At 73.7% G+C, this 18,339-nt stretch carries 16 protein-coding genes and 2 pseudogenes; 6 read left to right on the top strand and 12 right to left on the bottom strand.

What is annotated here, in order from left to right; translation table 11 throughout:
• Window positions 1–304: 304 nt before the first annotated feature.
• Entirely contained in the window at window positions 305–1,141 is an 837-nt protein-coding gene (locus tag PV410_RS03985; RefSeq protein ID WP_500322321.1) for an undecaprenyl-diphosphate phosphatase, read from the top strand.
• Here the strand turns inward: PV410_RS03985 and PV410_RS03980 are convergent.
• On the bottom strand, window positions 1,128–1,715 hold the full coding sequence (locus tag PV410_RS03980) for a TIGR03086 family metal-binding protein (RefSeq protein ID WP_500322320.1): 588 nt from the start codon (window positions 1,713–1,715) through the stop codon (window positions 1,128–1,130). The two genes, PV410_RS03985 and PV410_RS03980, sit on opposite strands and share 14 nt — an antisense overlap.
• An 80-nt stretch (window positions 1,716–1,795) precedes the next feature.
• Window positions 1,796–2,806 (bottom strand): NADPH:quinone reductase, encoded by a 1,011-nt coding sequence (locus PV410_RS03975; protein WP_500322319.1) that lies wholly within the window; start codon window positions 2,804–2,806, stop codon window positions 1,796–1,798.
• A 71-nt stretch (window positions 2,807–2,877) separates the two neighbouring features.
• Here PV410_RS03975 and PV410_RS03970 point away from each other — a divergent pair, with 71 nt between their 5' ends.
• Window positions 2,878–3,498, top strand: a complete 621-nt coding sequence (locus PV410_RS03970; RefSeq protein ID WP_500322317.1) for a hypothetical protein — start codon at window positions 2,878–2,880, stop codon at window positions 3,496–3,498.
• A gap of 6 nt (window positions 3,499–3,504) precedes the next feature.
• On the opposite strand, the gene PV410_RS03965 is transcribed toward PV410_RS03970, so the two are convergent.
• The 3 genes from PV410_RS03965 to PV410_RS03955 are packed head-to-tail and all read right to left on the bottom strand — an operon-like array spanning window position 3,505 to window position 5,211.
• A complete protein-coding gene (locus PV410_RS03965; RefSeq protein ID WP_499511481.1) occupies window positions 3,505–3,906 on the bottom strand; it encodes a hypothetical protein in 402 nt (133 codons plus the stop codon).
• Between the two features lie 58 nt (window positions 3,907–3,964).
• A complete protein-coding gene (locus tag PV410_RS03960) occupies window positions 3,965–4,834 on the bottom strand; it encodes a Gfo/Idh/MocA family protein (protein WP_500322316.1) in 870 nt (289 codons plus the stop codon).
• A 2-nt stretch (window positions 4,835–4,836) separates the two neighbouring features.
• Window positions 4,837–5,211 (bottom strand): 5-carboxymethyl-2-hydroxymuconate Delta-isomerase, encoded by a 375-nt coding sequence (locus tag PV410_RS03955; protein ID WP_499511483.1) that lies wholly within the window; start codon window positions 5,209–5,211, stop codon window positions 4,837–4,839.
• 218 nt (window positions 5,212–5,429) lie between these two features.
• Between PV410_RS03955 and glnII the strand changes: the two genes are divergently transcribed.
• Window positions 5,430–6,449, top strand: coding sequence for a glutamine synthetase (glnII, locus tag PV410_RS03950; RefSeq protein WP_500322314.1), 1,020 nt, complete (start codon window positions 5,430–5,432; stop codon window positions 6,447–6,449).
• Between the two features lie 66 nt (window positions 6,450–6,515).
• On the opposite strand, the gene PV410_RS03945 is transcribed toward glnII, so the two are convergent.
• Complete coding sequence (locus PV410_RS03945; RefSeq protein WP_500322313.1) at window positions 6,516–7,040, bottom strand: DUF1203 domain-containing protein; 525 nt, start codon at window positions 7,038–7,040, stop codon at window positions 6,516–6,518.
• A gap of 23 nt (window positions 7,041–7,063) precedes the next feature.
• The gene (locus PV410_RS03940; RefSeq protein WP_500322312.1) at window positions 7,064–8,227 is read right to left on the bottom strand and encodes a hypothetical protein; all 1,164 of its coding nucleotides are present in this window, start codon (window positions 8,225–8,227) and stop codon (window positions 7,064–7,066) included.
• Between the two features lie 119 nt (window positions 8,228–8,346).
• Between PV410_RS03940 and PV410_RS03935 the strand changes: the two genes are divergently transcribed.
• A complete protein-coding gene (locus PV410_RS03935; protein WP_500322310.1) occupies window positions 8,347–10,317 on the top strand; it encodes a hypothetical protein in 1,971 nt (656 codons plus the stop codon).
• On the opposite strand, the gene PV410_RS03930 is transcribed toward PV410_RS03935, so the two are convergent.
• The 3 genes and pseudogenes from PV410_RS03930 to PV410_RS03920 form a co-directional block, all read right to left on the bottom strand.
• Window positions 10,301–10,741, bottom strand: a complete 441-nt coding sequence (locus PV410_RS03930) for a DUF6114 domain-containing protein (RefSeq protein ID WP_500322308.1) — start codon at window positions 10,739–10,741, stop codon at window positions 10,301–10,303. The two genes, PV410_RS03935 and PV410_RS03930, sit on opposite strands and share 17 nt — an antisense overlap.
• Window positions 10,741–11,304: pseudogene (locus PV410_RS03925) on the bottom strand (DUF6230 family protein); the annotation flags it as partial. The pseudogene PV410_RS03925 and the gene PV410_RS03930, both read right to left, overlap by 1 nt.
• The gene (locus PV410_RS03920) at window positions 11,295–11,546 is read right to left on the bottom strand and encodes a hypothetical protein (RefSeq protein ID WP_500322407.1); all 252 of its coding nucleotides are present in this window, start codon (window positions 11,544–11,546) and stop codon (window positions 11,295–11,297) included. The gene PV410_RS03920 and the pseudogene PV410_RS03925, both read right to left, overlap by 10 nt.
• Between PV410_RS03920 and PV410_RS03915 the strand changes: the two genes are divergently transcribed.
• Both PV410_RS03915 and PV410_RS03910 read left to right on the top strand, forming a co-directional pair.
• On the top strand, window positions 11,545–11,796 hold the full coding sequence (locus PV410_RS03915) for a hypothetical protein (RefSeq protein WP_500322406.1): 252 nt from the start codon (window positions 11,545–11,547) through the stop codon (window positions 11,794–11,796). The genes PV410_RS03920 and PV410_RS03915 overlap by 2 nt on opposite strands.
• Entirely contained in the window at window positions 11,793–12,299 is a 507-nt protein-coding gene (locus PV410_RS03910) for a GNAT family N-acetyltransferase (RefSeq protein WP_500322307.1), read from the top strand. Before PV410_RS03915 ends, PV410_RS03910 begins: the two co-directional genes overlap by 4 nt.
• Window positions 12,300–12,342: 43 nt before the next feature.
• On the opposite strand, the pseudogene PV410_RS03905 reads toward PV410_RS03910, so the two are convergent.
• Window positions 12,343–12,603: pseudogene (locus PV410_RS03905) on the bottom strand (TNT domain-containing protein); the annotation flags it as partial.
• Window positions 12,604–12,839: 236 nt separating this feature from the next.
• On the bottom strand, window positions 12,840–18,269 hold the full coding sequence (pulA, locus tag PV410_RS03900) for a pullulanase-type alpha-1,6-glucosidase (protein ID WP_500322306.1): 5,430 nt from the start codon (window positions 18,267–18,269) through the stop codon (window positions 12,840–12,842).
• Window positions 18,270–18,339 lie beyond the last annotated feature (70 nt).

Here is an 18,339-nt window from a genome sequence, read left to right as displayed (position 1 = left end):
CCCCCGCGCCGGGGTCGCATCGCCTTGCGTGCTTCCGCACATTTTCCTGACAGAAATAACCTTCGCCACCATTTCTCACCGGATGCCGCTGATATGACATGCGCGACAGACCGCCGGACCGTGCTCCCGCGCGACCGCCCTGTTCGCGAGGTGGCCGCCTGCCGGGGCGTCCGGTCGGGGGTGCGGTCGGGGGTGCGGTCGGGGCGGACCTGGTTCGCGGGGGGCGCGAGACTTCTCTTACACTCCGTAGGGCTCCGGCCGGTGCAGGCCCGGGCATGCCACGTCCTCCGCAGAGATGGGTCCCATGAGCGCCATCAGTATCGGTCAGGCAGCTGTGCTCGGCGTCGTGGAGGGGGTCACCGAGTTCCTCCCGATCTCGTCCACCGGCCACCTGAAGATCACCGAGGGCCTGATGGGCATCCCGGTGGACGACAAGGCCGTCGTCGCCTTCTCCGCGGTCATCCAGTCCGGCGCCATCGCGGCCGTGCTGGTCTACTTCTTCAAGGACATCGTCCGGATCTGCAAGGCGTGGTTCACCGGCATCGTCAACCGCGAGGAGCGGTACCACCACGACTACAAGTTCGGCTGGTGGGTGATCTTCGCGACGATCCCGATCGTCGTCGTCGGCCTGGCGGCCAAGCACCTCATCGAGGGGCCGCTGGCCTCGCTGTGGGTGGTCGCGGGCTCGCTGATCGTCGGCAGCGGCGTGATGTGGGCGGCCGACCAGATGGGCCGCCACAAGCGCGGCGAGGACGACACCACGTTCAAGGACGCCATGCTCGTCGGCTCCTCGCAGATCCTCGCCCTGCTCTTCCCCGGCTTCTCCCGCTCCGGCGCGACGATGTCCACCGCGCTCATCCTCGACCTGGACCGGGTCGCCGCGACGCGACTCTCCTTCTTCCTGGGCATCCCCGCGCTGACCGGTGCCGGTCTGTACGAACTGAAGGACGCGCTCGGCGCCGGGGTGGACACGGCGCCGCTCGTCGTCGGGACGGCCGTCTCCTTCGTCGTCGCCTACGCGTCGATCGCCTGGCTGCTGAAGTTCGTGGCCAAGCACTCGTTCAACGCGTTCATCATCTACCGGCTCGTGATCGGCGTCCTCCTCTTCGGCCTGCTGGGCACGGGGGTCATCGCCGCGTAGGCGTACGGCCTGACAGGGCCAGGGCCCGCTCGAAGGCGGTGGCCGCGGCGGGGTCGGCCAGCGTGACGGGCGCGGCGAACCCTTCGTACCGGCGGTAGACCTCGGCGTACCGGTCCACGACCGCCAGCACGAACGCGCCGAGGGCCTCGCCGCAGCGGTACTCCTGGCCGGTGGCACGGGCCACGTCCCAGCCGTGGACGGCGAGCTCCTTGACGATCATCGAGGCGACCTCGGCGGCCGGCATCGACCCATGGCCCAGGTCGACCTCCCCCTCCCAGGCCTCCGGCGCCGCCCACGCCGCCACGGCCCGGTCCAGCTGCTCCGCGTACGCCCCGGCCCAGTCGGAGCCGGCGGTGAAGTCGCGGGCCGTGAGCTCCTCGGGCAGCGGCTTGCGCAGCGCGCGGTGCTTCAGGCCGTGCGAGGTGTAGAGGATCCAGTGGTTCAGCAGCGTGCGGGTGTCCCACTCCCCGCAGGGCGTCGGCGCGGAGAGCCGGGCGGGGTCGCCGCCCACCCCGCGGGCGACGCGGGCGGCCTCGCCCGCGGCTTCGATCAGGTACGCGTGCAGTTCGGTCATGCGGCCATGCTGCGCGCAGGGGCCGCGGCCGGTCTTGAACAAACCCGACAGCCCGGGCGGCCGCCCGCCGCCCCCGCGGCCTACACGTCCACGACGACCTTGCCGACGACGCCCTCCTCCACCGCCGCGTGGGCGTCGGCGGTGCGCTCCAGCGGGAAGCGGTGCAGCGGCAGCCCCGACTCCTCGCCGGACCGCAGGGCGCCGTCCCGCAGGGCCTCGGTGACGGCCGCGACCGCCTGGCGCTTCGCGACGTCCGGCATGGTGTAGACGAGCACGCCGTGCCAGCGCAGATTGCGCGCGAAGGTCTCCCTGACGGGCAGCGTGAACTCGGCGCCCCCGTTGTCCGCGTAGTAGGCGACGACGCTGTTCGGCGCCAGCACCGCCAGGTCGAGCCCGCTGTTCACCGCCACGGCGACCTCCACGACGACGTCCACGCCCTCCGGGGCGGCGCGGCGGATCTCCGCGGCCGGGTCGGGGGCCGTGTAGTCCACGACGTGGTGCGCCCCCGCGGCACGGGCGAGCTCCGCCTTGTAGGGGTTGCTGACCGTGGCCACGACGAACGCCCCCGCCCAGCGCGCGAGCTGGATCGCCGCGTGGCCGACCGCGCCCGCACCACCCGCGACCAGGACGTTCCGGCCGCCGAGGACACCCGGGGCGAGCCGGGCCGGGCCGCCTTCCGCCACCGTCAGCGCGCGGTGCGCGGTCATCGCCGGGATCCCGAGGCTCGCGCCGGTGTCGAAGGACGCGGTCGCGGGCAGCGGCACGGCGTGTGCCTCCGGGAGCGTCACGTACTCCTGGGCGGTGCCGTCCGCCCGCTGCCAGGCGGCTTCCCACAGCCACACCCGCTCACCGGTCCGTCCGGGGTCGACGCCGTCCCCGACCGCGTCGACCACCCCGGCGCCGTCCTGGTTCGGCACCTGCTCCGTGACCGTGGCGGGTGGACCGCCGCGCCGCGACTTCCAGTCCGTCGGGTTGACCCCCGACACCTCGACCCGTACCCGTACCTCGCCCGGACCCGGCTGCGGCAGCGGCCGCTCGGTCAGGCGCAGCACTTCGGGGCCGCCGCCTTCCGTGTACACGATGGCCTTCATGATCCGTACAAGGCGGCACCGAGGCGCATTCTTCCCGCCGCACAGGTGTCCGGTCCGGGTAGGGTCCGCCCGTGTCCGCCGCGCCCGCCGATCCGCCGTCCCTGGAGGCGGCGTTCCCAGCCCCGCTCGCGCCGGACGTGCGCGCCGTCGCAGCCCTGCTCCCACCGCCCCCGGCCTACGACCCCCACTGGGAGGTCCACGGCGATGTGCGGCTGCCGGTGCGCCTCCACCGCCGCGAACCGGACCCGGACGTGCCGGCCGTCCTCACCCCCCGGCAGCGCCTCGTCCTGCACTGTCTGTACGCGCTGCACCACGACGGGTACGTACGGCAACGCCACGCGGCGCACGTGGCCGGGGTGGCCGAGCCCTGGGCGGTGCCGTTCGTGGTGCGGCTCACCGGCGAGTACGTGCCGGAGATCGTCGCCGACCTCCACGCACGGCTCACCGGGGCCCTGGCGCCGGGGAGCGAGGCACGCCGGGTGTACGGGCGGTTCGCCGCGGAGCACCCTGAGTTCCTCGCCCTCACCGAGCGCCGCGCGGTGAGCTACTGGAGCGCGTACCACCGGTGGCGGTTCCCCGCGTTCACCGACCATCCCGCCGCCGCCGTGCTCGAGTTGCTGCGGGCCGCGGCCTTGGAGACCACGGGCCACGCGTGGCCACGACGGATGCGGGCGGGGCGGGGCGCGCGCTGAGGGGCGTTACGCGCGCGCCGCCCGTTCGCACAGGACGGCCGCGCCGGACGGTTCCGGCGGCGGATCGGGGAGACCCACCGCGGCCGCGCCCGGCGACCGGTGCGGCGAGCGGGGGACGAAGGCTCCGCTGGTGCCGCCGCGACCGCGGTGGACCAGGACGCCGGAGACCGGATCGGGGACGGCGTCGAGCGCCGCGCGAGTGCCGGGCAGGGCGCGCCATGCGAGCCAGTGCTCCTCTTCTCGGAAGCACAACTCGAAGACGACGCCCCACCCGTACGAGTGCCATTCCCACGCCAGTGCACGGTTGGTGACCGCCGACTCCACGAGCGTCGGCGCATACGCGTCACGCCATGCCGCGGCGGATGTGCTGGCGTTGAGGACTTCGATGGACCACCAGTCCGCTGCCATACCCAAAACGATAGGCACTTCGCAAGTCGCCCGCCAGGGTCCTGCCCCTGACGGCGCGTCACGCAGGGTCGGCCGAGGCCAGCAACTCCGTCACGCGCGCCGCGAAGCGGGCGTCGCAGGGGTGGGGGACGCCGGTGCGCACGGCCGTGAGCAGGGCGTCGATGGCGTTGCCGAAGGCGGGCACGGGACCGTCGGCGCGGCCGGGGAGCGAGACCACCCCGGAGGTGCCGCGCAGCTCGACGGTCATGCCGGCGGCCGCCGGCGGGGCCGTGAGGCTGAGCGCCGCCGTGCTGGAGGCGCCGCTGTCGTGCCGCAGCACCAGGTGCGCGGTGTCGCCGGGCCCCTGGACGGCGGTGAGCGCGGTGACGTCCCCGAGGACCGGGAGGAGCACGGACAGCGCGTGCGGCCCGACGTCCCACAACGCGCCCTTCTCGCGCCGCCAGGGGGATGCGGCGAAGGGGCTGTCGCCGGAGGTGAACACCGAGCCGAACCACTCCGCACGAGCGGTGAACCAGCCGTCCACGGCGGCCTGCTCGTCGATCCAGGCGGAACTCGTGGCGTCGAAGCGGAGGGTGAAGAAGACCACCGACGCGACCCCGGCGGCCTCGGCGGCGTCGGCGACACGGCGGGCGTCGGCGACGGTCGTCGCGACCGGCTTGTCGAGCAGCAGGTGCCGGCCGGCCTCGGCGGCACGCGCGGCCAGCGGGGCCTGCACGTCCGGGGGCAGGGCGATGGCGACCGCGTCCACGTCGCCGATGAGCTCGTCCACGTCGGCGTAGGCACGGGTGCCGAGGGTCGCGGCGAGCGCGGCCGCCGCCTCGGGGCGGCGGCCCCAGATCCCGGTGAACTCGACCTCGGGGTGGGCGACGAGGGCGGGGCCGTGGGCGATCTCCGCCCAGGGGCCGGTGCCGAGCAGTCCGATGCGCATGGTCACCGCTCCCCCGCCGGCTCGGTGTGGCTGCGGTACCAGGTGCGGTCGAGGTCGACGACGTCGACGGCGGTCTGCACGCTCAGCCCCGGCGTCGGCGCGAGGTGCTCCCGCACCAGCTCCAGGACGGCCTCGCTCAGCTGCGTCTTGGCCTCGGGCGTGCGCCCGGACAGGACGGCGGCCTGGACGAGCACCAGCGCGTGCTCGGGGGCGCCGTCGGCGAGGACGTACTCGTCGGACCGGCGGAAGCGGGTCTTGCACGCCTCCACCCTGGTGTCGATGGTCTTGGCGACCAGCGGGTGCAACGCGGTCGCGAAGCCGCGCCGGTCGAAGGCGTCCGCGAGGTTGCCGGTGTAGTCCACGGTGATGTGAGGCATGGCACACACCCTACGTCCCTGGTCACGGCGGTCCACGGGGGCCCGTCCCCAGGGCGGTGGAGGGCCTTCCGCAGGCCCTGCCGGGGTGTCCGGCAGGCGGGACGGCAGCGCGTTCACACCGGGTTAACACACGGGCAATGGATGCGAAATCGCAGGTTGTGAGGCTGCAGCGGCAACACCACCCACCCGCAAGGCCCCCGCCAACAAGGATGACGCCCGTGAGCTACAAGGCCGAGTACATCTGGATCGACGGTACCGAGCCGACCGCGAAGCTGCGCTCGAAGACCAAGATCCTCGCCGACGGCGCGGAGCCCGGTGTCTGGGGCTTCGACGGCTCCAGCACCAACCAGGCCGAGGGCCACAGCTCGGACCGCGTGCTCAAGCCCGTCGCCACGTACCCGGACCCGATCCGCGGCGGCGACGACCTGCTGGTGCTGTGCGAGGTCTTCAACATCGACGACACCCCGCACCCCTCCAACACCCGTGCCCTGCTGCGCCCGGTCGCCGAGCAGTTCGCGGGCCAGGAGTCGCTGTTCGGCATCGAGCAGGAGTACACCTTCTTCCAGGGCTCGCGCCCGCTGGGCTTCCCCGAGGCCGGCTTCCCGGCCCCGCAGGGCGGCTACTACTGCGGCGTCGGCGCCGACGAGATCTTCGGCCGCGAGATCGTCGAGCAGCACCTCGACAACTGCCTCGCCGCGGGCCTGGGCATCTCCGGCATCAACGCCGAGGTCATGCCCGGCCAGTGGGAGTTCCAGGTCGGCCCGCTCAGCCCCCTGGAGGTCGCCGACCAGCTGTGGGTCGCGCGCTGGCTGCTCTACCGCACCGCCGAGGAGTTCGGCGTCTCGGCCACCCTGCACCCCAAGCCGGCCCCGGGCGACTGGAACGGCGCGGGCGCGCACACCAACTTCTCCACCAAGGCCATGCGCGAGGGCTACGACGCGATCATCGAGGCCTGCGAGGCCCTCGGCCGCGACGACAAGCCGATGGAGCACATCAAGAATTACGGCTCCGGCGTCGAGGCCCGCCTGACCGGCGCCCACGAGACCGCCCCCTGGAGCGAGTACAGCTACGGCGTCTCCGACCGCGGCGCCTCGGTCCGCATCCCCTGGCAGGTCGAGGTCGACAAGAAGGGCTACATCGAGGACCGCCGGCCCAACGCCAACGTCGACCCCTACGTCGTCACCCGCCTCATCGTCGACACCTGCTGCTCCGCGCTGGAGAAGGCCGACCTCGTCTGACGCTCCGCACCATCCCCGAGGGCGCCCGTCCACACGCCGGGCGCCCTCGGCGCGTCCACCGCACCGTCACGGCACGCGGACGGCCTCGAAGAGGAAGCAGCCGTACTCCACGGCCCGTACGTGCACCAGGGCGACCCGCGGATCGGCGAACCGGGCCGCCAGGACGGCGTCGGCGGCGCCCGCGGAGACCTCGTCCGCGGTCAGCCGGACCAGCCGACCGCCGAGGATGCGGCCCCGGGCGTCGTAGCACCGGAAGACCCGCCGCTCGGCGTGCAGGGCCGCGGGGTAGCCGGGGGCGTCCGGCGGGCCGGGGCAGTCCTCCGCGGCGGCGTGCACGAAGACCGGGCCGGTCTCGTCGTACGGGCCGGGGTCGGCCCCGGTCGCGGCGGCCCAGCGGCGCAGCGGCGCGTAGGCGGCCAGCGCGATCCGCTCCCCCGGTGCGCTGTGCCGCAGGCAGCAGCGGAGCGGGGCGCCGCCCTCCGGGTCCGGCTCGGGGCGGGGGACGAGACCGGCGTCGTCGCCGTCCCGCAACTCCTCGGCGACGGCCGGGTCGAGGGCCCGGACCTCGTACGCGATGCGATGGGTATCCATGCCCCCAGCGTCGCCCGGTCCGGTCAGGAGGTCCGGCGGGATTCGGACGTCGTGCTCAGGGCACGCCACGCGGCACGGTCGCCGGGCAGCCCGAGCCGGGCGAGGAGGGCACCCCGGTTGCCGCCGCGCGGATCCCACAGGGTGTCGTGCGCGGCCAGGGCCCCGGCGTAGGCACGCTGGGCCGCGGTGGCGCTGTGGGGTGCCGGCCAGCCGTCGGGGAAGAACCGGGGCAGATAGGGGCCGATGTCCGGGTCGGGGTGGCGCCACGGGAGCAGCGGCAGGACGGCGAGGGCCGCGGGCAGCAGCCGCTCGGGGTCGGTGACGCGCCGGCACAGTGCGGCGGCGACGGTGAAGCGGGGCCGGCCGGTGAAGGTGGCGGGCTTGCGGCCGAACGCCGCGTCGAGCGCGGCCGGATCACGCAGGGCGTCCAGCAGCACCGTGTGCGCGTCCTCGTCGCCGCCGAGGGCGGGGGCGAGTGCGGCGCAGACCCGCACGGCCGGTTCGGGGTCGGCGAGCAGGGCCCGGGGCGCCTCGCCCAACTCCCCCAGGTGGACGGCGAGGGCGGCGCGCTCGTCCGTCCCGGCCGTGGCCGCGGCCGCGGTGAGGACCCGGACGACCTCGTCCCTGCGGCCGGCGAGCGCCGGGTGCGCGGCCGTGCGCGCCACGCAGGCGGCCGCGGCGGTCCGCACCTGCGGGTCGGGGTCGGTCAGGTGGACGGCCGCTGCCGCGTGGACGGCGGGCAGGGCGTCGTACACCCCCACGGCCGCACGGACGACCGCCAGGTCGGCCATCTCGTCGTCCCAGAGGGCCTGCTGCTCCTCCTCGTCCGCGTTCGCCCAGGCCTCCTGCCAGGCGTCGGCCGCCGCCCCGTCCGCGGGGAACGCCCGCGCCCGCCACTCCTGCGCCTCCGCCGGGTCGGGCGCCGCCTGCGCCGCGTACCGCAGGAAGGCCAGCAGAGCCTGCCTGGGTGCGGCCGGGCGCTCCCCGGCGAGCAGCTCCGCGACCTGGCGGACGGCCGGCGGTGTGGCGGGCCAGGGTGTGCCCTGGTGCACGATCGCCCCGTTGAGGTGCTCCAGGGCGGCCCGGACGTCCGCCTCCCGGCCGGTGCGCAGGGCGGCCAGATGCCGCGGGGTGTCCGTGGCGGCGCCGTAGGCGTGGAACAGCCGTGCCCAGTCCGTCTCGTGCATGCGGCCATCATGGCGCGGGGCACCGACAACGCCTGCTCGCAGGCCGGTTGGGCGCTCCGGCACCGGGGCGGCGCGCGGTGGCGGGGTGACCATCCCAGGATTCACTCGTTCTACGGAACGTGAACGCCCAGCACGCGACCGCCACCCGTCCCCGGCACGGCGCAGCCGTCATCGTGGACGTCGAGGAGGCGGAGGCCGCACTCGTCGAGAACTACCCGCACCTGGTCCGGCTGGCCTACCTGACGTTGCCGCCGTCGCTCGGCCGGCACCGGAGGGTGCTGACCGCCCACACCCTGACGCAGGGCGTGCTGCCGCGCTCGCCGTGCGAGCCGGACCCCGCCGTGGTGGACGTGCCCGGGCCGCGGGGGACCGTGGACCCGGCGTACGCCCTGGTGCGGCAGGAAGTGCTGGACACGGCACTGGCGTTCGGCCGCGAGCGGGGCTGGCGGGGCCGGCTGCGCAGGACGGTGGTGGGCGGTCCGGCGCCGTACGTCTGGGGCCTGCGGCTGCACACCAAGGCGACCGGGACGGACGAGGCGGAGCTGGACCGGGCGCTGTCCGGGCTGAGCGCGGCCGGGCGGGCGGCCTACGCGCTGCTGGAGCTGGAGCGGCCCCGGCACGCGGACGGCCGCGAGGTGCGCAGGCTGCTGGTGGCCGCCGGCGTGGCCGACCCGCGGGGCGCCCTGAAGGCCGCCAAGGCGGTGCCGGAGGGACTGCTGCTGGGCGGCACCGGGTTCGACCCGTGCACGGTGCAGGCCCGGCCGACGGATCTGCTGCGCAGGCGGCAGCACGTGCGCGTGGGCCTCATCGCGGCGGGCGCGGTCGCCGTGACCGCGACCCTGGTCGCGGTACTGGCCGGCGGGCAGGACCCGTACGCGGCGGGCGGGTCGCCGGGGGGCGCGTACGGGACCGCGGATCTGCTGGACCCGGCGAAACTGGTGCGGGTGCAGGACACCGCGTGGACCCGCGCCTCCCGGGTGGACTTCACGGCCTGGCCGGCCCGCGGCGGGCGCGCCGGCGACCGGGCGCTGCTGGGCCGGGCGATGGCGGTGTGGGCGCACCCCTCCGGCAACGTCGCCGTGTCGGCCACCAAGGGCACCGCCGAGGGACTGCCCGCGCAGCAGCCGCAGTTGCTGTACGCGGGGGACGTGGACGGCGCCACCGTGGTGCTGATGTACGACGGCCTGCGCCTGGTGCGCTACGCCGAGCCGCGCGACGGCGGGGGCTCGGCGGCCCTGGACTTCGCCCGGGTGGACGGCGCGGGCGTGACCACGGCGGCCGTGGTGCTGGGCCGTACGGACGGCAACACCCGGTTCCTGACCGCCCCCTGGGTCACCGAGGCGGCCTCCCGCGACCTGCGGGACCCGGGGCGCGCCCCGGCGAAGCTGGACCGCACGGCGGACGGGGTGACCGAGCCGGTGCGGATGCCCGGCGCGGACAGCCGTCCCGGGGTGTGCGGGGACACCTGGCCCGCGCTGCAGTTCCGGGCCGCCGGCGGCCTCGGCGTGGACCGGCCGTTCCTCCTCACCGACCTCGGCGACCTCGTGCCGGCGCACCTGACGTACCAGCCCGCCGCGGACGCCACGCCGCTGGAGGCGACCGGCCCCACGGGGCTGGCGAACGTGGCCCGGACGGCCTGCAACCTTCCCTCCATGAGCGGCCTGGGCACCCGGTCGGTCAACATCTGGCGGTACGCGACGCAGCGGCTGCCGGAGGGCAACGGGCAGGCGTCGTGGGTCTGCGCCCGCGCCGACACCTGGCGCGGCACGGACGGCCGGGCGCTGGCGCTGTTCCTGCCCCCGGTCTCCGAACCGGGCACCCCGGGCGCACCGGTGGGCCAGAGCGGCCGGGACAGCGGGGCGTGCGGCCGGGCGGTGCCGCAGGTGCTGGCCGGAGCGCTGTGGAAGTCCACCGCCGGCCACTGGTACCTGCTGGCGGCGGGCAGCCGTGACGTGACGCGGATCAAGGCCACGGGCGGCGTGACCGGCGCCTCGAAGGGCCCGACGATGGCGGTGCGCGCCGAACAGGGCGCCCGGGCCGAGCTGTCGGCGGTGCTCGACTCGGGCGCGGCGCTCACGACGCTGCGCTGAGCCCGCCCTCCCCCGCCCCGGTGGCCTGCTCCGCGCCAGGAGCGGCCGCCGGGGCGCCGCGCGGGGAGCGGGCGCGGCGCGGTGCTCCCCCGTCGGGGTGCCAGCCGAAGGCGAGGCAGCTGCCGGCGACGCCGAGCAGCAGGCCGACGAAGAAGCCGCCGAGGTTCGAGGTGATCCAGCTGCCGAGGGCCAGCAGGACACCGACGACCGAGTAGAAGAGCCGCTGGGCCGGGTTGAGCAGGATCAGCAGCCCGCAGATCACCATCAGCCCGGGCAGGAGGTAGCCGGCCAGTCCCTGCGCGCCGATGTGCAGGACGACGGGCAGCGCGGCCTTCTCGGTCACCAGGATCTCGGCGCCGCCGAGGGTCAGCAGGCCCCCTCCCCAGAACGGGCGGCGGCCGCGCCACCGGCGGAAGCCGGCCATCAGCAGCCCTCGCCGCTGAACTTCAGTTTCAGGCCGGGCAGTTTGAACACCGCGGCCGTCGTGGCGTAGTTGGTCTGCCGCAGGTTGTCGATGGTCACGGTGTCGGACTGCTGGCTGAAGACGCCGATCGGGCCCTGGACGCCGGCCTTGTCGAGGGTGCTGGCGTCGTTGCCGATCTCGATGCCGTCGAAGGCGGCGTCGCCGGACAGCTCGGTGGAGTCGGTGGTCAGCCCGCGGGCGGCGACCTTCTCCGCGCCGCCGCCCGCTGTGATGACGAGGTTGGTGCCACCGAGGTCGACGCTCTGGCAGAGGTCGGTGAGCGTCGCCTTCTTGATCGCGGAGACGACGACCAGGACCTGGCCGCCGGTGTCGCCGGTGTTCGGGCTGCCCTCGGCCATCGAGTCGAGGCCGCCGAACTGCGCGAAGCCCTCGCCCTTGAGTTCGGTGGCGGTGACGGTGAAGGGCATCCCGGAGATCGCGAACTGCACGCCGAGCGCGCCCTGCGCGGTGAGGACCATGAGCGTGGCGCCGATCGCGGCGGCGGGTACGGCCATCACAGCTCGGTGGCGGCGACCTCCGGCGGAGCCCCGACGGCACCGGCGGCGCCGTCCGCGGCGGTGAAGAAGCGCCGGAACCGGGCGAGCAGCACATCGCGCTCCTCGCGCCCGGCCTCCCCCACGGCGTCGATCTCGACCACGGCCATGGTCGCGAAGGCGGGCGCCCCGGCGAGGATGCCGAGCAGCGCGCCGAGGGCGTCCCGGATGCCGGCGGACCAGTCGCCGGCGGCCTCGAAGGCGGCCTCCATGGAGGCGATGACCAGGCCGCTGCTCCTGCTGCTGTTCGCCGGCGGCACGGCGGCCGGCTACGCCGCGGTCGGCGCCTTCTCGCTCCTGGCGGTCCTCACCCACCCCGACGCCATGGACTGGGGCTCGGCCTTCGCCTGGCTGTACGTGCTGGGCATGCTCGGGCTCGTCGGCATGGGCCTGGTGGGTCTCGCCCTCGCGGGACCGGCCGAGCGATGGCCCGGAAACGGTTCCCTGACAATGGAGGCATGAACGACCTCTCCTTCCGCCTCGCACTGCCCGACGACGCCGCCCTCCTCGTCCGCCTCCGGGACGACGCGGCCCGCTGGATGCAGGAGCACGGCATCGACCAGTGGAAGCCCGGCGAGATGGACGAGGGCCACTTCCGCACGCGCATGGCGGCGGGCGAGGTCTGGCTCACCGAACGCGAGGGCCGGGTGATCGGCGCCTGGGAGCTGTGGTGGGACGACGAGCACGCCTGGGGGGTGCGCCCGCCGGACGCGGGCTACGTCCACCGCCTCATGGTGGACCGGACGACCGCCCCGCGCGGTACCGGCCGGGCCATGCTCGACCGGGCGGAGCGCCGCATCACCGAGTCCGGCCGCCCGTACGCGCGGCTGGACTGCGTGGCGGCCAACCCGCAGCTGCGGGCGTACTACGAGGGCGCGGGCTACACCGTCGTCGGCGAGCAGCCCCACAAGCGAAGCGGCAAGGGCAGCCCGTACGCGGTGACCCTGCTGGAGAAGAAGCTGTAGGCGCACGGAACGCGGCGGACCGGCCCGCCCGGATGAGTCCGCCGTTGTTGATGTGGTTGAGCACGCTGTCGTTCAGCGGCAGCACGTACTGGAGCCCGTTGCCCGGCTGCCCGTAGAAGGGCGCCACGACTCCCGCGGAGACCGCGAACGGCCTGACCACCTTGTACAGGTGGCAGTTGAAGGGGTAGCCCGGGTCGAAGGTGTTGGGGTTGGACGGCGCGATGGAGCGCTGGGAGTACGGCGGGCCCGCGGGCGCGAGGAACCGTCCGCCCTCGCCGCCGAAGCGGTCGATCTTCTGCCCCACGGCGAGGTTGATGACCGACACGGGGCCGCCCGGGAGGAAGCCGTTGGCGTTCTGCCCGTCGAGGCGCCGATGGCCACCCACTTCGCCCGTACGCAGCACCGCCCGGCCGGGACCCGCGGAGAGCGGGCCGCCGACCGGGCGGTCACGGAACGTGTCGCTACTTCCGGACGAACACCGCGACGGTGCGGCCGCCCGCGGAGAGCGGGCCGCCGACCGGGCGGTCACGGAACGTGTCGCTACTTCCGGACGAACACCGCGACGGTGCGGCCCGGCACGGTGAAGGTGCCGGACGCGACGTCGTAGGAGGCCCGCTTCACCACGGCGTCGGAGCCCGCGGCCTGCACCGGGTGGAGGGCGTAGCCCTTCCCCGACAGGGCGCCGACGCGCTGGTCCTGGGCCTTCGGGGTCGCGTTGAAGACCACCACCAGCCGGCCCAGCTGCAGGGTGATGACGCCGGGGGTCTCCTGCTCGCCCGAGAGCGGGAAGGACAGCTGCTCCTGGACCTGCGCCGCCGTGGTCAGCCCGAAGGCCGGCTCGGTGGAGCGGATCCGCAGCAGGTCCTGGTACGCGGCCGAGGCCGCGGTGGTCTGCGCGCAGCCGACCCGGAGCGTGTCCGCGGTCAGCAGCGGCTTCGCGAAGGACCACTTGGACTCGTTGTCGGCCTTGGGGGGCAGGCCGCGGCCGAAACCGTTGCCCGAGGAGCAGTCCCAGTGGATGGCGTTGAACCAGTCGCCGGAGTCGTACGAGTTGCGGTCCAGGGACTTGGAGCGCAGCAGGTCCGAGCCCGCCTGGTAGAGCGCCGGCCCCTGGGAGAGGGCCGGGACGGCCTCGGCGACGACCTGCATGCGTGCCCGGTCGGCGGGCGAGGTGCCCTGGGGCAGCTTGAAGGCGAGCGCGTCGTACAGGGCCTCGTTGTCGTGGGCGTCGGCGTAGGCGAGGGCGTCGCCGGGGGCGTCCGCGTATCCGGCGGGTGAGCCGTTGTAGTCGACCTCGGCGCCGCTGACCTCCTTGCCACTGCTGTCGGTGAAGGAGAAGGACTTCAGGTTGCCGGTGAGGCCGACCTTGATGAGGTCGTGGTAGTGCAGCAGGCGGGCCCGCTGCTCGGCCTCGCTGCCGTTGGCGGCGGAGCCGTTGGGCTCGTTGAACAGACCCGAGGCGAAGCCCTGGACGCCGGGGTCGGAGTCGAAGGGGCCGCCGCCGCGGACCGCGTCGCGGGCCCGGTCGGAGAAGGTGGCGACTCCGGTGCCGGCCATGTTCTTCTGGGTGGCCTGCACGAAGCGGGCGTCGTCGGCGACCTCGCCGAAGTTCCAGCCCTCGCCGTAGAGGATGATCTTCTTGCCGTCGACGCCGTCCTTCGCGGGGGTCAGCGCGTCCAGCGCCTTGCGGACGGCGAGGATGTTCGCCTTGGGGTGGTGGCCCATCAGGTCGAAGCGGAAGCCGTCGACCTTGTACTCCTTGGCCCAGGTGACGATCGAGTCGACGACCAGCTTGCCCATCATCGCGTTCTCGGTCGCGGTGTTCGAGCAGCAGGTGGAGTTGGCGACGGTGCCGTCGTCCAGCAGGCGCTGGTAGTAGCCGGGGACGATCCGGTCGAGGACGGACTTGTCGTCCTGGCCGCTCGCGGCGGTGTGGTTGTAGACCACGTCCATGACGACCCGCAGGCCCGCCTGGTTGAGCCCCTGCACCATCTTCCGGAACTCGACGGTGCGCTCCGTGCCGTCCGGGTCGGTGGCGTAGGAGCCCTCGGGGACGGTGTAGTGGAAGGGGTCGTAGCCCCAGTTGTAGGCGTCCTTCGCGGCGACCGCGGCCACGCACTCCTGCTGCTTGTCGGAGTCGGCCGGGTAGGCGCCCAGGTCGCAGTCGACGGTGGCCTGGTCGGCGCTCTTCTCCGCGACGGTGGCGAAGTCGAAGGCCGGCAGCAGGTGGACGTAGGAGACCCCGGACTTCGCCAGCGCCTTCAGGTGCGTCATCCCCGCGGAGCCCGTGTCGGTGAAGGCGGTGTACTTGCCCTTGTCCTTCGCGGGGACGGTGGCGTCCGCGACGGAGAAGTCCCGGATGTGCAGTTCCTGGATCTGCGCGTTGTTCAGGCCCACGGCCTTGGGCTTGGCCAGGTGCGACCAGCCGCCCGGAGCGAGCGCCTTGTCGTCGAGGTCGACGACCAGGCTCTGCTTCGAGTCGGCGGTCAGGGCGACCGAGTAGGGGTCGGTCACGGTGTTGGTGACGACCTTCTGGACGCTGGGCGCCCAGACCTTCACGGCGTAGCGGTACGGCTTGCCGGTCCAGCTCCGCTCACCGGTCACGCTCCACACGCCGGTGGAGCCGTCGCGCCGCATCGGGACGGTGCGCCCGTCCAGGTCCAGGGCGACGGACTGGGCGGTCGGGGCCCATACGGAGAGGGTGGGCCTGCCGTGGGAGAAGACCGGGCCGAGCGCGGCCTTGGTCGCCTTCGCGGCGTACAGGTCGTCCAGGACGCCCTGGATCTGGACGCCGGTGGCGGACAGCAAGGCGCCGTTGGCGAGGTACTGGGTTGCGATGATCTGCCCGGTGAGGGCGGTGCGGACCCGGTCGCGGTCGCGCGGGTCGATGGTGAAGGCCGCGTAGTCCTTCAGATGCGGGAAGCGGGCCTTCTGGGCGTCGGTCAGGCCGCCCGCGACGCGCTGCAGGCGCAGCCAGTGGCCCTCGCCGGTCAGAGCGCCGTCCTTGATCGCCAGGCCGCCGTCCGGGGCGTGGACGAGCTGGTGACTGGCGGCGGTGTCGCCGGTCTTCCACGCGACGGTGTCGGCGTCGATCCACTGGGCCTTGGCCGAGGACAGGTCGAGGTCGGCGGAGGAGCCGGACGTGGAGGGCAGGAGGTACTTCTCGGTTCCGTTCAGGAGCCACACCTCGTGTCCGTAGGTGGCGAGGTCGAGCGACTGGTCGGCGGGCAGGTCCTTGGTGTCGCCCTTGTGCAGGATGTAGCTGAGCGACGTGGCGCCCGCGGCGAGCGGCACCTCGAAGACGGCGCCGTAGGCGTCGGTCCGCACCGGCTGCAACGGGGCGGTCCAGTCGGTCGGGTTCGCGGCGCCGGTCCAGGTGTGCAGGCCCCAGCCCGCGTAGTCCCCGTCCGCCCGGTGGTAGTGGAGGACGGCCTTCGTCCTGTCCTGCCCCGGCTCGGTGCCGGACGGGGCCTGGGTGGCGACGGCCTCCTTGCCCTGCTCGACCCAGATCTCGCCGTTCTTGGTGACGTCGATGAACCGGTCGGCGCCGACGTCCTTGTTGCCGTCCTTGTCGATGACGAGGTAACCGACGCTGGACGCGCCCGGCTTGAGCTTCACATAGGCGAAGGCGCCATAGGCGTCGCGGCCGATGAAGTCGTGCCCGGCGGGCCAGGTGGTGCCCTCGCCGTCGGCGATGTCGCCCCAGGCGTACAGGCGCCAGTCGGTGTAATTGTTGTCGGCCCGCTTGTAGTGGACGATCGCGTAGTCGCGGCTGCTCGCCACCGGGGGCTGCGGCGGAACCGGGGTGCCGCTGGTGGTCTCGGCGGTAGCGGCGGCGGTCCGGCCGGCGGAATCGATCACGACGGCCTTGTACCGCAGCGCGGTGCCGGGCGTCACCTCGTCACCGACCGTCTGGGTGACCTTGTACGGCGCGTGGTCCGCGGAGCCGAGGACCTTCCACGGGCCGTTGCCGGTCTGCGCGGCGAAGACCACGCGGTTGAGCTGCCCGCCGTCGACGTCGGCGGAGAGCTCGACGGTGCCGGTGGCACCCGCGGCGGGGGCCTTCAGGGTGAGGGACGGCCGGTCGGCGGGGGCGCCGAGCGGCCTGCCCGCCTTGTAGACCACGGTGGACAGCGCCGGGACGGTCACGCCGATCTTCCGGTCGGCGCCGCTGGTGACGGAGCCCCCGGTGCCGTAGAGGGCGGTGAAGGCGGTGTTCGCGGAGCCCGTGGGGACGTCGGCGGTCCGCGCCTCGGTCGCGTTGTTGACGGCGACGACGTACTCGGTGCGGGTCTTCGCGTCGGTGCGGGAGAAGGCGTAGATCCCGGCGCCGTCGGCGACGTGGCGCTCGGTCTGGACGCCGTCGGCGAGCGCCGGGTGGGCCTTGCGGAGCGCGGCCAGCTTCGCGATCGCCTGGTAGAGGGGTGCGCCGGTGTCGTAGGCGTCGCTCGCGTGGGTGCGGTCGGTGCCCAGCTGGTCGTCGTCGAGGTAGTCGGCGACCTTGGACGCGAACATCGTCTGGCGGGCGTCCTTGTCGCCGCCGGCGCCGGTGAAGCCCTGCTCGTCGCCGTAGTAGACGACCGGGTTGCCGCGCGAAAGGAACATCAGCTCGTTGGCGAGCCGGTCCCGCCGCACGAGTTCGGCGTCGTCGGCCTTCGGGTTGTCCTGCTTCAGGAACGTGCCGATGCGGCCCATGTCGTGGTTGCCGAGGAAGGTGACCTGCTCGTACGCGTTGGCCTTGTCCGTCGTGTACCGGTGGTCGTCACCGAAGACCCCGGCCAGCTTCGCCGCGGAGCCGCCCTGGGAGGCGTACTGACGGGCGGCGTCCTGGAAGGGGAAGTCGAGCGTCGAGTCGAGGCGGCCCTGCGTGACGTACGGGGAGGTGACGGCGGTGTCGGCGGAGTAGACCTCGCCGAACATGAAGAAGTCCTTGCGGCCGTGCTCGGCCGCGTAGGCGTCCAGCGCCGTGGCCCACTGGGTCCAGAACGGCAGGTCGACGTGCTTGACGGTGTCGATGCGGAAGCCGTCGACGGCGAAGTCGCGGACCCACTTCTCGTAGATCTCCTCCATGCCCCTCACGACCTCGGGACGCTCGGTCCACAGGTCGTCCAGACCGGAGAAGTCGCCCTGGTCGGAGCTCTCGCCGGCGAAGGTGGAGTCGCCCCGGTTGTGGTACATCGTCGGGTCGTTCAGCCAGGCCGGGACCTTGCTGTTCGCGGTGACGACGGGGGTGCGGGGGAAGGAGTCGCGGTCGACGGCGGGGAAGCCCTTGCCGCCCTTCGCGTAGTCGGCGTCGTCGAACGGCACGCCGTCCTTCGTCAGGTAGGGGAACGCGCCCTTGGAGAGGTAGCCGTAGGACTTCTCGTCGTAGTCGACGACGTCGGCGGTGTGGTTGGTGATGACGTCGAAGAAGACCTTCATGCCCTTGGCGTGGGCCTTGGATATCAGCGCCTTGAGGTCGGCGTTGCTGCCGAAGTGCGGGTCGACCTGGGTGAAGTCGGTGATCCAGTAGCCGTGGTAGCCGGCCGACGCGTTCTCACCGGTCCCCTGCACGGGCCGGTTCTTGAAGATCGGCGCCATCCATATCGCGGTGGTGCCGAGGCCCTTGATGTAGTCGAGCCGCTGGGTGAGCCCCTTGAGGTCGCCGCCCTGGTAGAAGCCCTTGTCGGTGGGGTCGTAGCCGGTGCTGAGCCGGGTGCCGGTCAGACCGCCCCTGTCGTTGGACGCGTCGCCGTTGGCGAAACGGTCCGGCAGTACGAAGTAGAACTGCTCCCGTGTGAGGTCGTGACGCCCGGGTTGCGCGGCCAGCGCCGCGTCGGAGGGCGGCGGGGGCGGGGCGGCCGCCGAGGCGGCGGGGGCCGATGCGGGGACGGCGAAGGCGGCGGCGAGGGCCGCCACCGCGACGGCTGCGGCTCCGCGTTTGCGCGCGCGTGAACGCGCGGACGCGGGCAGCCCGGTGTGCTGGGCCACGGGGTGTTCTCCTTGCGGAATCCGTGTGCGGACGGTTGTACCTCTGGGAGCCCACGCGCCATGAGCCGTG

This window comes from Streptomyces sp. PA03-5A (genome assembly GCF_033792725.1).
In the GTDB taxonomy this organism is placed as follows: domain Bacteria; phylum Actinomycetota; class Actinomycetes; order Streptomycetales; family Streptomycetaceae; genus Actinacidiphila.
This window is presented reverse-complemented; position numbering and strand designations above follow the sequence as displayed.

What these genes read in the sequence shown, in the direction of transcription:
- PV410_RS03955 (WP_499511483.1), bottom strand. Translation starts at nt 5,211, where the DNA reads ATGCCTCACATCACCGTGGACTACACCGGCAACCTCGCGGACGCCTTC.
- PV410_RS03910 (WP_500322307.1), top strand. Translation starts at nt 11,793, where the DNA reads ATGAACGACCTCTCCTTCCGCCTCGCACTGCCCGACGACGCCGCCCTC.
- PV410_RS03920 (WP_500322407.1), bottom strand. Translation starts at nt 11,546, where the DNA reads ATGGAGGCCGCCTTCGAGGCCGCCGGCGACTGGTCCGCCGGCATCCGG.
- PV410_RS03915 (WP_500322406.1), top strand. Translation starts at nt 11,545, where the DNA reads ATGGAGGCGATGACCAGGCCGCTGCTCCTGCTGCTGTTCGCCGGCGGC.
- PV410_RS03965 (WP_499511481.1), bottom strand. Translation starts at nt 3,906, where the DNA reads ATGGCAGCGGACTGGTGGTCCATCGAAGTCCTCAACGCCAGCACATCC.
- PV410_RS03975 (WP_500322319.1), bottom strand. Translation starts at nt 2,806, where the DNA reads ATGAAGGCCATCGTGTACACGGAAGGCGGCGGCCCCGAAGTGCTGCGC.
- PV410_RS03980 (WP_500322320.1), bottom strand. Translation starts at nt 1,715, where the DNA reads ATGACCGAACTGCACGCGTACCTGATCGAAGCCGCGGGCGAGGCCGCC.
- PV410_RS03960 (WP_500322316.1), bottom strand. Translation starts at nt 4,834, where the DNA reads ATGCGCATCGGACTGCTCGGCACCGGCCCCTGGGCGGAGATCGCCCAC.
- PV410_RS03945 (WP_500322313.1), bottom strand. Translation starts at nt 7,040, where the DNA reads ATGGATACCCATCGCATCGCGTACGAGGTCCGGGCCCTCGACCCGGCC.
- PV410_RS03940 (WP_500322312.1), bottom strand. Translation starts at nt 8,227, where the DNA reads ATGCACGAGACGGACTGGGCACGGCTGTTCCACGCCTACGGCGCCGCC.
- PV410_RS03985 (WP_500322321.1), top strand. Translation starts at nt 305, where the DNA reads ATGAGCGCCATCAGTATCGGTCAGGCAGCTGTGCTCGGCGTCGTGGAG.
- PV410_RS03930 (WP_500322308.1), bottom strand. Translation starts at nt 10,741, where the DNA reads ATGGCCGGCTTCCGCCGGTGGCGCGGCCGCCGCCCGTTCTGGGGAGGG.